Origin of the sequence: Acinetobacter sp. G11 (assembly GCF_049808495.1) — a bacterium.
Taxonomy (GTDB): domain Bacteria; phylum Pseudomonadota; class Gammaproteobacteria; order Pseudomonadales; family Moraxellaceae; genus Acinetobacter; species Acinetobacter kookii.
Window position 1 is genome coordinate 1 of record NZ_JBNCAT010000028.1, and the last position, 14,074, is coordinate 14,074.

Genomic DNA, 14,074 nt, shown 5'->3' on the forward strand with positions numbered 1-14,074 from the left:
AGCACAAATAAATTTTGAGAAATGTGAGCCCCGAGTCTGTTCAAGATTAAATTTAGTGATCTCTTCAGAGGCGAGATTGACATCAATAATGATGCCTTCAGGATTATGTTCAAAAATCGCATCGGGATGGTAGGTGAAGAACGAACGGTATTTATCATTGAGCGCCAGTCTTTGTTGCCGTTCTGCATGCAGGTCCATACTCAGGGCAACCAGAGATGCGGCATGAGAAATTAACTTAATATGAGTAGAGGTGGGGCATTTAGGGGAACGATAATAGGTTGCAAAGGTCCCATAGAGCGTTCCCTGGGCATTAATAATAGGTGTTGACCAGCAGGCGTTCAGATTTTCTTCTTGAATCAAGGTTCTGAAAGGTTCCCAGTTTTGGTCAGTGGCTAAATTTTCACAAATCACCAGTTTTCGGTGAAAAGCTGCCGCACCACATGCTCCCACATGTGGACCTATTTTTAAATCAGAAACGGTTTCTATATATCGGTTGGAAAAATGCTGGCTACCACTAATTAACTTTAAAGTTTGTTCTGTTTCTGAGTACAACATGATGGAGACCATTGAATCCGGTATCCGGGCCTCTAACCATTCACTGACGGTCTGAAAGATGATTGCTAAGTCTGCATGTTGCCCAATTAAATTAAAGATGGATTGAGTATCTAAATAACTCGCTGTTTGACTCATATAGCATACCGTCCTTGAGTTGTATTGCGCATTTTTGATAGATTCTCAAGCGAAATTAGTAAAATCAGAGCTAAAGGTTGATTATTAATCTCAAATAAATAATATAACAAAAATGCTACAAATATCACACATAATTATCTAAAAGTCTTATAGTTATCAAACTTGAGATTGAAAGTTTTGTTTAAATAATAATTCTCTCGTAAAAATCATGGAGACTGAAAGAGAAATCCTCTTTTAAAGGGTAAGCAGTGTATATATTCGGTTACGTTTCAAATCCAGATTGGGTATTTGTATTAATCGAAGCTGTTTGAATATTTCAGTAGTCTGAAACCATCCCCGAATTATCCTATTTAAGATGGTTAGGTAGGGTTGCATGACTCTGTGTTTAATTAAATCATTAGTCCAAATTTACACACTAATCTAATTAATCAATCTTACTAACTCTAAATATTATTCACTTTTCCCATAAAATATAAAAAAGCTAAAATACTTCAATAGTTACTTAGTACGAAATTAGACCAATCAACCATCAAATTTTTCCTTTTCTCAAGATAAGCTCCACGTAAGTAAGCTGCTTCTACTTCATCAGGTAGTTTATGTGCTAGTACATGCTCACAGACTTCACGAGGATAATCAGTTTTATCGGCTGACCAATCACGAAATGTTGATCGAAAACCATGTGTTGTAATTACTCGATTTTGTTTTGGATCAATATAGCCTAAGCCATTTTCTTTAAACTTCTGTTCATGCAAACGTTTAATTAATGTGGTTAATGACATGTCAGAAAGCATACCACCACGAGGGGCAGGAAAAATAAAGTCTTGTGGCTGAGTATATTCTTGGATGGATTCAAGTAAGTTAATCGCTTCTTGAGATAGGGGCACACGGTGTTCTTTGTCTGCTTTCATGCGCTCTTTAGGAATGATCCAAACTTTATTCTTAAAATCGATTTCCAACCATTTTGCCCCAAAAACCTCGCCAGAACGACATGCAGTTAAAATCGCAAATTCTAGAGCTTTAGGTGAAATTCCTTTTTTCTGTCTCAAGTGCTGAATAAACTCAGCAACCTGTTCATAAGGTAATGATGGGTGAGGACGCGACTCCTGCTTTAAATTCCCCAAGATTGGCTCGAGGTTACCTTTCCATTCAGCAGGATTATCACCAACAAAATATCCCATGGCCTTAGCATAATCAAAAATGGCTTCTATACGACCACGAATACGTTTAGCTGTTTCGTTCTTCTCAGTCCAAATAGGTCTAAGAACTTCGGCAATATCGACTTTAGTAATTGTACCAATACTGATATCACCTAAAGTTGGGTAAATATAGGTTTCTAATGTAGAAGTCCATTGTCCAATATGCTTTTCATTTTTCAGTTCACGGGCCTTATTGGCTATAACGACTTTTGCACACTCAAGGAATGTTTTGTCACGAAGTTTCTGAACATACAGCTTTTCTAGTTGTTCTTGTTTATGAGCAATTGGATCAATGCCACTTCGTATTTGTAATCTTAATTCAGTTGCTTTGGCACGGGCTTCAGCTAAAGAAACTTCAGGGTAGGGACCGATTCCAATATCGCGGCGATGTGGTTTTAACTTCCCATCTTTATCCAAACGTTTTCCTACTACTGCACGCAAAATCCAGACACGGGAGTTACCTTCAACATTCAGGCAAAGGCCATCAACGCCCCCTACAGTATGTCGCCCAGTCTTCTTTATTTTTGATACACTGAGTGCAGATAGCTCTTTAGATTTCTTTGGCATGTTTTTTTACCCCACAACCTACCCCTCATAAAATACTGGAACTGGTAGGATGAGACAAGATGTATTAGGATGATTAAAATGTTAAAACATTGAAATATATATGTTTATAATGTTGATTTGGATTGCTTAGGACTATTGTTAGACGGACACCGCTTCCGCCAAATTCAAAAGCCCCTGTGAAAACAGGGGCTTTTTTTATGGATGTTCAAAATATACCATCTTATAAAAACATTTAGATTTGTGTCTGTAACGACTTTTTATCATACTTATTGATGGGTTTTATCTTGGTTTTTATATGCTGAATTCATTAATTCCTGTTGCATCCAGTCGACAAATTTTTGAATTAAAGGCGAGTTTTCCTGGCTGGAATGCACCAGATAATAGGCACGCCGACCTTCCAGTTTTTTAGTGGAAGCTATTACCAATTCTTTTTCCTTTAATTCCTGTTCGATCAGCATTTGAGGAATCAGTGCCATGCCCATGACATGATTGGCCGCTACAGCCAGCATGGAAAACAGTTCATGCCGTTGTCCTTCAAAGGGGTTGTTGTGCTTGATCTGATGATGGGCAAACCATTCTTCCCAAATGCTGGGACGGGTGGTCTGTTGTAGCAAAGGAAGTTGAACCAGTTGCTCTGCAGTTAAATCAAAACTGATCTCATTCAGCATGACAGCATCAGGAAAATACTTTCGAATCAGCACAGGTGAACATACCGGAACCACGTCTTCCTGCATTAAATAATGAGTTTGGGTGCCAGGCCAATGTTCAACCTGCTGCGGTGTACCAGCATAAATGGCAGCATCGAAAATGTTTTCATTAAATAAAAAAGGTTTGGTGCTGGTTTCCAGATGCACGGTAATTTCAGGATAACGGGTATTGAAACGATGTAATTTCGGCAATAGCCAGCGTGTGGCAAAGGTCGGAACCACGCCCAGCTTGAGCGTTCCGCCTAAACCTTTATGCGACATGACATCAAGGGTACTTTGTTCCAGGCCCCTTAAATAAGGGGTGATGGTTTTATAATATTGCTGTCCGGCATGGGTCAGTTCCACGCCGTGACGGGTACGGGTAAACAAACTCACGCCTAAAAAGTCTTCCAGTTGCTGAATTTGCCGGGAAACTGCACTTTGGGTAATAAACAGTTCCTGAGATGCGTGGGTATAACTGGAATGCTTCGCGGCAGATTCAAAACACAACAAGCCCTGTAGTGAAGGAATACTTCGACGCATGGATTAGTCCTTTAATCGTGCAGATATTTCAAAATGACATAATTTAAACCCTAGCCTATTCGACTTTAGTCTTGAAAACCATTTAATCATGTAGTTGATTCAGTGCTCTAAGCCTGAGAAATTGATCATCAAGCATTTAGATATGCAAAAACAGAATATCTGCATGCAAATTTATCGTTTGAAAGGAGGATCATTCACACATAGCATCGAACTCAAAGTAGAACACTTACAATGAAAACTGAGATTAAGCAGAGGACGCGATGAATCAAATGGTCAATACTAAAAAAACGGTTAAAGCACAGTTCAATTGGCAAGATCCATTTTTACTGGAACAGCAATTAACTGAAGAAGAGCGCATGATTCGTGATACCGCTCATGCCTATTGCCAAGAACGTTTACAACCTCGTGTACTTGAACAGTTCCGTCATGAAAAAACCGATCCAACAATTTTCCGTGAGATGGGCGAACTCGGCTTGTTAGGGCCAACCATTCCGGAACAATACGGCGGTGCAGGCTTAAATTATGTCAGTTATGGTCTGGTGGCGCGAGAAATTGAATATGTCGATTCAGGCTACCGTTCTATGGCCAGTGTACAAAGCTCGTTGGTCATGGTGCCGATTAATGAGTTTGGTTCAGAGGAACAAAAACAGAAATATTTGCCAAAACTTGCTACTGGTGAATACATCGGCTGTTTTGGTTTAACCGAGCCAGATCACGGTTCTGATCCAGGCAGCATGATTACCCGCGCCAAAAAAGTCGATGGTGGCTACCGTTTGACTGGTGCAAAAATGTGGATTACCAACAGTCCAATTGCCGATGTATTCGTGGTCTGGGCCAAAGAAGTATCACCTGAAGGTAATGTCGGTGATATCCGCGGTTTTATTGTGGAAAAAGGCTGGGAAGGGCTGTCTGCACCAGCGATTCACGGCAAGGTTGGCCTGCGCGCTTCGATCACTGGTGAAATCGTGATGGATAATGTTTTTGTTCCAGAAGAAAATGCTTTTCCTGAAGTACGTGGTTTAAAAGGTCCATTTACCTGCCTGAACAGTGCCCGTTACGGTATTGCCTGGGGAGCCATGGGTGCTGCGGAATTCTGCTGGCACACGGCGTATCAGTACACCATGGACCGTAAACAGTTTGGCCGTCCTCTGGCTGCCAACCAGTTGATTCAAAAGAAACTGGCTGACATGCAGACTGAAATTGCCTTGGGTTTACAGGCGGCATTACGTTTTGGACGTATGAAAGATGAAGGTATTGCTGCAGTTGAAGGCACATCACTGATCAAGCGTAATAACTGCGGTAAAGCATTGGATATTGCCCGTGTTGCCCGTGACATGATGGGGGGTAACGGCATTAGTGATGAATTTGGTGTGGCGCGTCATCTCGTGAATCTGGAAGTGGTAAATACTTATGAAGGTACCCATGATGTGCATGCACTGATTTTAGGTCGCGCGCAAACTGGTATCGCAGCATTCTGTAACTAATTAATTTTATAAAATTTAGGATGTTCATTCATGAGCATCCTAGAGAGCTTTTGTTCCAAAAATCAATAAACACAGAAAAGGATTCATCGTGAAACATTCTTGTAATGCTGTGCATTTGCAAGCCTGAGTTCAAAAGATGTCAGCAGAAAAACAATAAAGAACAGTATCAGGCAAATGTACAGACATGGGACTGCCGATGACTCATTTGGGAAAATGAGGTAAATGGAATATGAAAAATGGAATCAATGCTGAACATGGAACTGTCAGTTTAAAGTTGCCTGCAAATGTAGGTACAGTCCATCGCATCAGTAAAAACACCTGGAAACTGGCCTTTATATTCGCCTTTATTTCACTGGTGATCGATGGTGTGGACATTATGTTATTGTCCTTTAGCTTAACCAGCTTAAAAGCAGAGTTTGGACTGTCTTCCTTTCAGGCAGGAATGTTAGGTAGTTTGTCACTTGCGGGAATGGCATTGGGTGGTATTACGGGTGGTTGGGCCTGTGACAAGTTTGGACGGGTAAAGACCATTGCCTGGTCAGTGGTGTTTTTTTCTATCATGACCTGTATTCTGGGGTTTACCCAAAGCTATGAACAATTCATGGTATTACGTTTTATTGGTGCTTTTGGTCTGGGGTCTTTATACATGGCCTGTAACACGCTGATGGCAGAATACGTACCGACGAAGTACCGTACCACGGTACTAGGTACCTTGCAGACTGGACAAACGGTCGGTTATATCGTCGCGACCTTAATGGCCGGAGCAATTATTCCTGACCATGGCTGGCGCATGTTGTTTTATGTAACCATTATTCCTGCCGCATTTGCCTTGATCTTTATGCGTTTTGTACCGGAACCTGCTTCTTGGCAGGAGGCAAAAATAGAGCAATTGAAACGTAAAGAGCTAAAACTTGATTTATCCCCTGAAATTGTAGTTGCACAAAAACAGGCACCTTCTGAAAGTGTCTATAAGCGCATTTTTGCTCATACCCAGCATCGTAAAATGTTTTTATTGTGGATGACCACAGCAGCATTCCTGCAATTTGGCTATTACGGCGTGAATAACTGGATGCCGACCTATCTTGAAACTGAACTGAATATGAATTTCAAGGCATTGACCGGTTATATGGTGGGTGCATATACCGCCATGATTCTCGGTAAAATTATTGCTGGCTATGCAGCGGATAAGTTTGGTCGTCGTTCAACATTTGTTTTTGGTACGGTGAGTACTGCTGCATTCTTACCTATCATCATCTTTTATAACTCGCCAAGTAATATTGCTTACTTATTGATTACCTTTGGTTTCTTATATGGCATTCCATATGGCGTAAACGCAACCTATATGGCGGAAACCTTCTCGACCGATGTACGCGGTACGGCGATTGGTGGGGCGTATAACATGGGACGTTTAGGTGCAGCCATTGCTCCAGCAACGATTGGTATTATTGCAGCCGGTGGCTCATTCACCATGGCTTTTATTGTGATGGGGACAGCCTACTTTATTGCCGGTGTGATTCCAGGCCTGTTTATTCGGGAGCGTCAGTACGATCCGCAACAGTCTTCATTAGCGACTGCAAGTGCAACCGAAATTGAACCGGCTAAACATGATGTATCGGTCTCTACAGAACGTCCGGCAACAATGAAATCGAAAAATACAAGATCATCAGGTGCTTATCACACCTGATGATGAAGGAGAAATAATAATGGGTGCATTACAGGGAATTCGGGTGCTGGATTTAAGTCGAGTACTGGCAGGTCCGTGGTGCGGACAGATTCTGGCAGATTTGGGTGCTGAAGTCATCAAAATTGAGCGTCCACAAGTCGGTGATGATACCCGTATGTGGGGGCCGCCATGGATGCCAGATCAACAGGGCAATGCCACACGTGAATCGGGTTATTTTCAATGTGCCAACCGCAATAAATATTCAGTAGCCGTGGATATATCATCAACGCAAGGGCAAGAGATTATCCGGGAGATTGCCAAAACTGCCGATGTGGTGATTGAAAATTACAAAGCCGGTTCTCTGCTCAAATATGGACTGGACTATGCAACACTCAGTGCCTTAAACCCGCAACTGGTGTATTGCTCGATTACCGGTTTTGGTCAGGATGGACCTCGTGCCGAAGAACCGGGTTATGACTTTATCATTCAGGGTATGTCAGGACTGATGAGTATTACCGGTGAAAAAGATGGTGAACCGGGTGCAGGTGCACAGAAGGTTGGGGTGGCAGTGGTGGACATTCAAACCGGTCTGTATTCAACTATCGCCATTCAGGCAGCATTATTGGCCAGACAGCATACCGGACGGGGGCAGTATATTGATATGTCTTTACTGGATGTACAAGTTGCCACGCTGGCCAATCAGGGTATGAACTATTTAAGCACTGGAATTTCGCCCAAACGGATGGGCAATAGTCATCCAAATATTGTTCCGTATCAAATGTTTAAGGCTAAGGACAAGGAATTTATTATTGCCTGTGGCAATGACAAGCAGTTTAAAGACTTATGTCTTGCCATTGGACTTCCTGAATTATTGCAAGAAGTGAAATTCCAGCATAATCAGGATCGGGTCAAGCACCGTGAGGAACTGATTGCCTTACTGTCTGAATATTTCCTCGGTAAAAATGCCCAGGATTGGGTGGAGGCGATTCATGCCATGAAAGTGCCGGTGGGTGTGATCAATTCGGTTGAAGATGCCTTGGCTGAACCGCAAATTCAGCATCGGAAAATGGTGGTGAATATTCCGCACCAATTGAATGACAGCTTTAAAGTGATTGCTTCCCCAATCAGGCTTTCAGATACGCCTGTGCAATATCGACATGCACCGCCACAACTGGGGGAACATACGCAACATATTCTTTCTCGCTTTAAATCTCAGGATGAATTACAGCTGCTAAAAGCGCAAGGCATTATTGATGGTGAGCTGGCTTTTCATCTGCTGGACATTTAATTGCTTCCTGTTTTGACCGAATTTGAATAAATTCGGTCTTTTTTATCAAGTTGATTTATTGGTCAATAATATCCGCTTGCATGGTCAGATTTCGCTGCAGGCGTTATTATAGCGGTCTTCAAGTCATTGGAACGCACTATGAAAATTGTCGCAGATGAAAATCTGGCATTTACTGAATATTTCTTTGCGGATTTTGGAGAAATTCAGCAGGCTGCAGGGCGAACCTTAACCCATGCGGATGTGAAAGATGCAGAAGCATTACTGGTGCGTTCTGTGACCAAAGTCAATGCTGAGCTGGTTCAGGACACAAAATTAAAATTTGTCGGCAGCGCGACCATAGGCACCGATCATCTGGATATAGCTGCTTTAAAACAACATAACATTACCTGGTCGAATGCCGCCGGCTGTAATGCGCAGGCCGTTGCGGAATATGTGATTAGCGCTTTATTGTATTTAAAACCTAAACTGCTGGATGCCAATGACAGCTTTACTTTAGGTATTGTCGGTCTGGGCAATGTCGGTTCGCGTCTGGCTGTTATGGCAAAGCTTCTGGGCTGGAAGGTGATTAATCATGATCCCTTTGTACAGCGTGAACACGTGCAGCAAGTTGAATTTGAAGAATTGTTAAAAACAGCCGATGCTATTTCGATCCATGTGCCATTGACCAAAACAGGCAATCATCCCACTTACCATCTCATCAATGCTGCAGCTTTGGCGAAAATGAAACCTGCAGCGATTTTAATTAATTCGGCACGCGGTCCGGTGGTCGAAGAATCGGCTTTAATTGCCGATATTCAACAGACCCAGCGTGCAGTGGTTCTCGATGTCTTTGAACATGAACCTGAAATATCAGAACAACTGTTAAATCTGGTACGTCTGGTCACACCGCATATCGCGGGTTATAGCCTGGAAGGCAAGGCACGCGGTACACAAATGATCTATGATGCATTCTGCCAAACCTTTCATTATCCGGCTGAAAAGCAATTTGAAACGCAATTACCTGTCTGTGAGCCATATTTTAAGGACCGTGAGTTAAAGGCGGTGTTAAAGCAGTATTTAAGCCAAATCTATGATATTGCTCGAGATGATGCGAACTTGAGGTCCTGCCTGAAAGATGGCAAGGTTGATCAAAAAGCCTTTGATTATTTGCGTAAAACTTATCCCTTACGCCGTGAATGGGCCGCACATGGGGGACCGAAGGCATGAGTCAAACGCTAACCTATCAGCCGACTTGTGACCTAAAGGCTATGCAGTCACGTGCCAAAATGTATGCACAGATCCGGCAGTTTTTTGCCGAACGGGATGTACTGGAAGTTGAAACGCCAATCCTGTCTCAAGCGGGAGTGACGGATGTGCATCTGGCCTCAATCCAGGCACAGCGACATGTACACGGCAAAAAGCAGACCCATTATTTGCAAACCTCACCCGAATTTGCCATGAAACGGCTGTTGGCGAGTGGCAGCGGTCCGATCTATCAAATCTGCAAGGTATTCCGTGATGACGAGCATGGGCGTAAACACAATAGCGAGTTCACCATGCTGGAATGGTACCGTCCCGGCTTCAGCCTGAAAGATTTGATGTTTGAAGTCACGGATCTGTTAAATGTCACCCTTAAAACCCGTTTTGGAGAAGTCCGTCCAACCATTTTAAGCTATAAGCATGCCTTCATGGATCGTTTGAATATCAATCCATTACAAGCCAGCTTAAAAGAACTGAAAGATTGCTGTAACCGGGTTGGACTCAATCTGGACTTGGGTGATGACCGCCTGGGGTATATTGACCTGTTATTTTCACACTTTGTCGAACCGAGTCTGGGTTTTGACACGCCAGTATTTTTAACCGATTTTCCGCCTGAACTGGCTTCCTTGGCCAAAACTAAAGTTGATGAAGAGGGGGAACTGGTTGCGGCACGTTTTGAACTCTATATCGAAGGTCTGGAGTTGGCCAATGCTTATGATGAGCTGATTGATGCCGATGTACTGCGTTCCCGTTTTAAAGCGGATAATGCCGAACGTGCAAAACTGGGCTTACATGTCATGCCGGTTGATGAATATCTACTGGCGGCATTACCGCACATGACTGAATGTTCCGGTATTGCTTTGGGTGTAGACCGTTTGCTGATGGTGGCAACTGAGCAAATGAAACTTGAAAAAGTCATTACTTTCCCGGCGGATATTTCCTGATTTAAACCATGGCTCATATTTATTGATCAGCCAAAATTCCTCCTAAACCCCTTTATGAAAGAGGAGAAGTCCCTTTTTAGAAAAGAGGGATTTAGGGAGAGGGCTAAAGATAAAAAGGCTCCTATTGGAGCCTTTTTATTTAGGAACATGCTTATTCAGCAAGAGCCATATGATGCGCTTTCAATTCAGCCAAAGCTTTAATGCGACGTTCAATCAGCATTTCGCCAATATCGGGTCCCTGAATATCAGGCGGTAAATCCTGTGCCTTGATATTACGTACCACCTCCATTGCCTCAAGTACATAAGCTGCCTGCGGATATTCACGATCTTCCAGACCTAAACGACCACGAGAGTCACATTCACAAGCCTGTATAAACGCTTCAACACGTTCAGGGCGGCGCAGCACATCCAGACGTTGCAATAAACGCCATAAAGTACCCGGTTTCAGGCTTAAAGCCTGATGGCATTTTAAATGTTCTTTACAGACTGCAATCGCCAGCTGTTTGGCATTGGTTGGAACTTTCAGACGGTCACAGAGTTCAGTCACCGGTTTAACCCCGCGTTCTTCGTGCATGATATGGCGCGGTAATTCATCCGCCGGTGTCAAGGCCTTGCCCAGGTCGTGAACCAGCACAGCAAAGCGCACATCTAAAGAATAGTTGGCTTTACAGGCCTGTTGTAATGACATCATGGTATGAATGCCACTGTCAATTTCCGGATGATATTCAGGACGCTGAGGAATACCGTATAAAGCATCCAGCTCCGGGAACAGGACTTTTAACGCACCACAGGCACGTAAAACAGCAAAGTATTCATCGGCATGCTCTTCCATCAGTGCACGGGAAGTTTCTTTCCAGACGCGTTCCGGAATCAGTGCATTGAGCTCGCCTGATTCCACCAATTGTTTCATTAAGGTGAGGGTTTCTTCCGCTATGCTAAAGCCTAAACTTTTATAGCGTGCAGCAAAGCGGGCAATGCGCAGCACACGCAGCGGGTCTTCGACAAAGGCATTGGAGACATGACGTAGAATGCGTTGTTCCAGGTCCTGCTGGCCATGATAGGGATCGTAAATATTGCCATCTTGATCCATGGCCATGGCATTGATAGTCAGGTCACGACGGATCAGATCTTCTTCAAGGCTGACGCTTGAGTCTGTATAAAATTCAAAACCGTGATAACCATGACCGGATTTACGTTCAGTACGTGCCAGCGCGTATTCTTCTTTTGTTTCAGGATGTATAAATACAGGAAAGTCTTTGCCCACCGGCTGATAGCCCTGAGCAAGAAGTTGTTCCGGTGTTGCACCGACCACAACATAATCTTTTTCGTGATAGGGATGCCCGAGCAAGTGATCTCGAACCGCACCGCCTACTAAATAAACTTGCATGAAAAAACCTCTATTCTTCAAGCAATCATGCTACAGAATAGAGGTTTTCTCAAGTCACAAAATGTGATCTAGCTGACTAAATCAAAGTGCTGACTTTTCGTTTTCCTGAATTTCAGCAACGGTTAATGCTGTCATGTTCACCAGACGACGTGTAGTCGTAGTTGGTGTCAGGATGTGTACAGGTTTTGCAGCACCTAACAGGATAGGGCCAATGGTGACGTTATTGCCTGAAGTTGATTTCAACAGGTTAAATGAAATGTTGGCTGCATCCAGATTTGGCATAATCAACAAGTTTGCAGAACCTTTGAAACGCGAATTCGGGAAAGCAAAGTGACGGATGTTTTCGTCAAGCGCCGCATCACCGTGCATTTCACCTTCAACTTCCAGTTCAGGCGCGATTTCAGACAAAATGTCATATACTTTACGCATTTTTTGCGCGCTTAAGTCATCTTGGTCGCTACCGAAGCTTGAGTGAGAAAGAAGAGCGATACGTGGTGTTACACCAAAACGACGTACTTCTTCAGCAGCCAGAATGGTCATTTCAGCAAGCTGTTCAGCTGTCGGGTTACGGTTGATATAGGTATCTGCAATGAACAGGTTACGGTCTTCAAGCATTAAGGCATTCAGCGTGAAGAATGTGTTATGACCTTCTTTCTTGCCAATGACGTTGCTTACGAAATCCAGGTGAATGTCGTAGCTTGAATACGTACCACACAACATACCGTCTGCAAGGCCGTGTTTGACCAGCATAGATGCGATTAAGGTAGAACGGCGACGCGCTTCACGTTGTGCATATTCCGGTGTTACACCTTTACGTTGCATGATGCTGTAGTAGTCATCAGCAAACATTTCGTAATGTGGGTTCTTTTCTTGGTCGATGATGGTGATGTTTACACCATCTTCAAGACGTAGACCCAATTTCTTGATATTTGCTTCAATCACTGCAGGACGACCGACAAGGATTGGTTTAGCCAGACCTTCATCCACCGCAATTTGTACTGCACGAAGTACACGCAGGTCTTCACCTTCAGCATAGGCAATACGCTTAGGATCAGTTTTTGCCTGAGCAAAAATTGGTTTCATCATGAATGCAGAGTTGTACACAAACTCAGACAGACGTTGACGGTATGCAGAGAAATCCTTGATTGGACGGGTTGCTACGCCAGAGTCCATCGCTGCCTGTGCAATTGCAGGAGCAATTTCAAGAATCAAGCGTTGATCCAATGGACGTGGAATCAAATAGTCACGGCCAAATGATGCTGATTTTTCACCATACGATGCGGCATCTGCTTCAACATGTGCCATGCGCGCAATGGCATGTACACAGGCAATCTTCATTTCTTCGTTGATGGTGGTTGCGCCAACGTCAAGTGCACCACGGAAGATATAAGGAAAGCAAAGTGCGTTGTTCACCTGGTTTGGATAATCTGAACGGCCGGTTGCCATGATCACGTCATCACGAACTTCATGCGCATGTTCAGGCAGAATTTCTGGATCCGGGTTTGCCAAGGCAAAAATAATCGGATCGGCAGCCATGGTTTTCACCATTTCTTTGGTGAGAATGCCGGCAGCTGACAGACCCAGGAACATATCCGCACCTTCAAGTACTTCACCAAGCTGAGTCGCGGTGATGTCTTGCACGTAGGCTTTTTTAGATTCATCCAGACCTTCACGCTGAGTGGTTAGCAGGCCACGTGAATCGGCAACGATGATATTCTCTTTTTTAGCACCCAGGGCACAAAGAAGATTTAAGCAAGACAGTGCTGCTGCGCCTGCACCTGAAGCGACAATTTTAATCTCTTCAATTTTTTTGCCGTTTAACTGTAATGCGTTTAGAAGTGCAGAACCCACGATAATAGACGTACCGTGCTGGTCGTCATGGAACACCGGAATGTTCATGCGTTCACGAAGTTTTTGCTCGATATAGAAACATTCTGGTGCCTTGATATCTTCAAGGTTGATACCACCAAAAGTAGGTTCTAGCGCAGCCACGATGTCGACAATTTTGTCCGGGTCGTTTTCAGCAATTTCAATATCGAATACATCGACACCGGCGAATTTTTTGAACAGTACGCCTTTACCTTCCATCACAGGTTTAGAGGCTAGAGGGCCAATGTTGCCTAATCCTAGAACAGCTGTACCATTACTGACAACGGCCACAAGGTTACCACGAGCCGTATAAAGGGCAGCAGTTGAAGGATCACGTTCAATCTCTAAACATGGTGCGGCAACACCTGGAGAGTAGGCAAGCGCTAAGTCACGTTGGTTGACCAGTTGCTTGCTAGGCGTGACGCTGATTTTTCCTGGTGTTGGGAATTCGTGATAATACAATGCCTGTTGTTTTAAAGATTGATCTTCCATCTGTATCTCGTATGTTACTGGAGTAA

The 14,074-nt window shown here is 43.6% G+C and carries 10 protein-coding genes; 5 read left to right on the forward strand and 5 right to left on the reverse strand.

Features of this window, described 5'->3' with window-relative positions:
- The 3 genes from ACPUEY_RS10695 to ACPUEY_RS10705 form a co-directional block, all read right to left on the reverse strand.
- The coding region (locus ACPUEY_RS10695; RefSeq protein WP_425122064.1) for a GAF domain-containing protein at positions 1-690 on the reverse strand (690 nt) is incomplete at its 3' end.
- Between the two features lie 491 nt (positions 691-1,181).
- Complete coding sequence (locus tag ACPUEY_RS10700; RefSeq protein ID WP_425122065.1) at positions 1,182-2,453, reverse strand: tyrosine-type recombinase/integrase; 1,272 nt, start codon at positions 2,451-2,453, stop codon at positions 1,182-1,184.
- Between the two features lie 266 nt (positions 2,454-2,719).
- Positions 2,720-3,682, reverse strand: a complete 963-nt coding sequence (locus ACPUEY_RS10705; protein ID WP_425122066.1) for a LysR substrate-binding domain-containing protein — start codon at positions 3,680-3,682, stop codon at positions 2,720-2,722.
- 260 nt (positions 3,683-3,942) lie between these two features.
- On the opposite strand from ACPUEY_RS10705, the gene ACPUEY_RS10710 reads away from it, so the two are divergent.
- The 5 genes from ACPUEY_RS10710 (at position 3,943) to epmA (ending at position 10,300) form a co-directional block, all read left to right on the forward strand.
- Entirely contained in the window at positions 3,943-5,166 is a 1,224-nt protein-coding gene (locus ACPUEY_RS10710) for an acyl-CoA dehydrogenase (RefSeq protein ID WP_425122067.1), read from the forward strand.
- Between the two features lie 229 nt (positions 5,167-5,395).
- Positions 5,396-6,850 carry an MFS transporter gene (locus ACPUEY_RS10715; protein ID WP_425122068.1) on the forward strand — a complete coding sequence of 485 codons (1,455 nt, stop codon included), beginning with the start codon at positions 5,396-5,398 and terminating at the stop codon, positions 6,848-6,850.
- Positions 6,851-6,869: 19 nt separating this feature from the next.
- Positions 6,870-8,117, forward strand: a complete 1,248-nt coding sequence (locus ACPUEY_RS10720) for a CaiB/BaiF CoA transferase family protein (protein ID WP_425122069.1) — start codon at positions 6,870-6,872, stop codon at positions 8,115-8,117.
- Between the two features lie 138 nt (positions 8,118-8,255).
- The gene (locus ACPUEY_RS10725; protein WP_425122071.1) at positions 8,256-9,323 is read left to right on the forward strand and encodes a 4-phosphoerythronate dehydrogenase; all 1,068 of its coding nucleotides are present in this window, start codon (positions 8,256-8,258) and stop codon (positions 9,321-9,323) included.
- The gene (gene epmA, locus ACPUEY_RS10730) at positions 9,320-10,300 is read left to right on the forward strand and encodes an EF-P lysine aminoacylase EpmA (RefSeq protein ID WP_425122072.1); all 981 of its coding nucleotides are present in this window, start codon (positions 9,320-9,322) and stop codon (positions 10,298-10,300) included. The genes ACPUEY_RS10725 and epmA overlap by 4 nt, the downstream gene beginning before the upstream one ends.
- Positions 10,301-10,451: 151 nt before the next feature.
- Here the strand turns inward: epmA and ACPUEY_RS10735 are convergent, their stop codons facing one another.
- The gene (locus ACPUEY_RS10735; RefSeq protein WP_425122073.1) at positions 10,452-11,687 is read right to left on the reverse strand and encodes a multifunctional CCA addition/repair protein; all 1,236 of its coding nucleotides are present in this window, start codon (positions 11,685-11,687) and stop codon (positions 10,452-10,454) included.
- 81 nt (positions 11,688-11,768) lie between these two features.
- Positions 11,769-14,048 (reverse strand): NADP-dependent malic enzyme, encoded by a 2,280-nt coding sequence (locus ACPUEY_RS10740; RefSeq protein WP_425122074.1) that lies wholly within the window; start codon positions 14,046-14,048, stop codon positions 11,769-11,771.
- Positions 14,049-14,074: the final 26 nt, after the last annotated feature.

Bases quoted from the DNA above. Each gene is read 5' to 3' on its own strand.
- ACPUEY_RS10700 (WP_425122065.1), bottom strand. From the start codon at position 2,453: ATGCCAAAGAAATCTAAAGAGCTATCTGCACTCAGTGTATCAAAAATA.
- ACPUEY_RS10705 (WP_425122066.1), bottom strand. From the start codon at position 3,682: ATGCGTCGAAGTATTCCTTCACTACAGGGCTTGTTGTGTTTTGAATCT.
- ACPUEY_RS10710 (WP_425122067.1), top strand. From the start codon at position 3,943: ATGAATCAAATGGTCAATACTAAAAAAACGGTTAAAGCACAGTTCAAT.
- ACPUEY_RS10715 (WP_425122068.1), top strand. From the start codon at position 5,396: ATGAAAAATGGAATCAATGCTGAACATGGAACTGTCAGTTTAAAGTTG.
- ACPUEY_RS10720 (WP_425122069.1), top strand. From the start codon at position 6,870: ATGGGTGCATTACAGGGAATTCGGGTGCTGGATTTAAGTCGAGTACTG.
- ACPUEY_RS10725 (WP_425122071.1), top strand. From the start codon at position 8,256: ATGAAAATTGTCGCAGATGAAAATCTGGCATTTACTGAATATTTCTTT.
- epmA (WP_425122072.1), top strand. From the start codon at position 9,320: ATGAGTCAAACGCTAACCTATCAGCCGACTTGTGACCTAAAGGCTATG.
- ACPUEY_RS10735 (WP_425122073.1), bottom strand. From the start codon at position 11,687: ATGCAAGTTTATTTAGTAGGCGGTGCGGTTCGAGATCACTTGCTCGGG.
- ACPUEY_RS10740 (WP_425122074.1), bottom strand. From the start codon at position 14,048: ATGGAAGATCAATCTTTAAAACAACAGGCATTGTATTATCACGAATTC.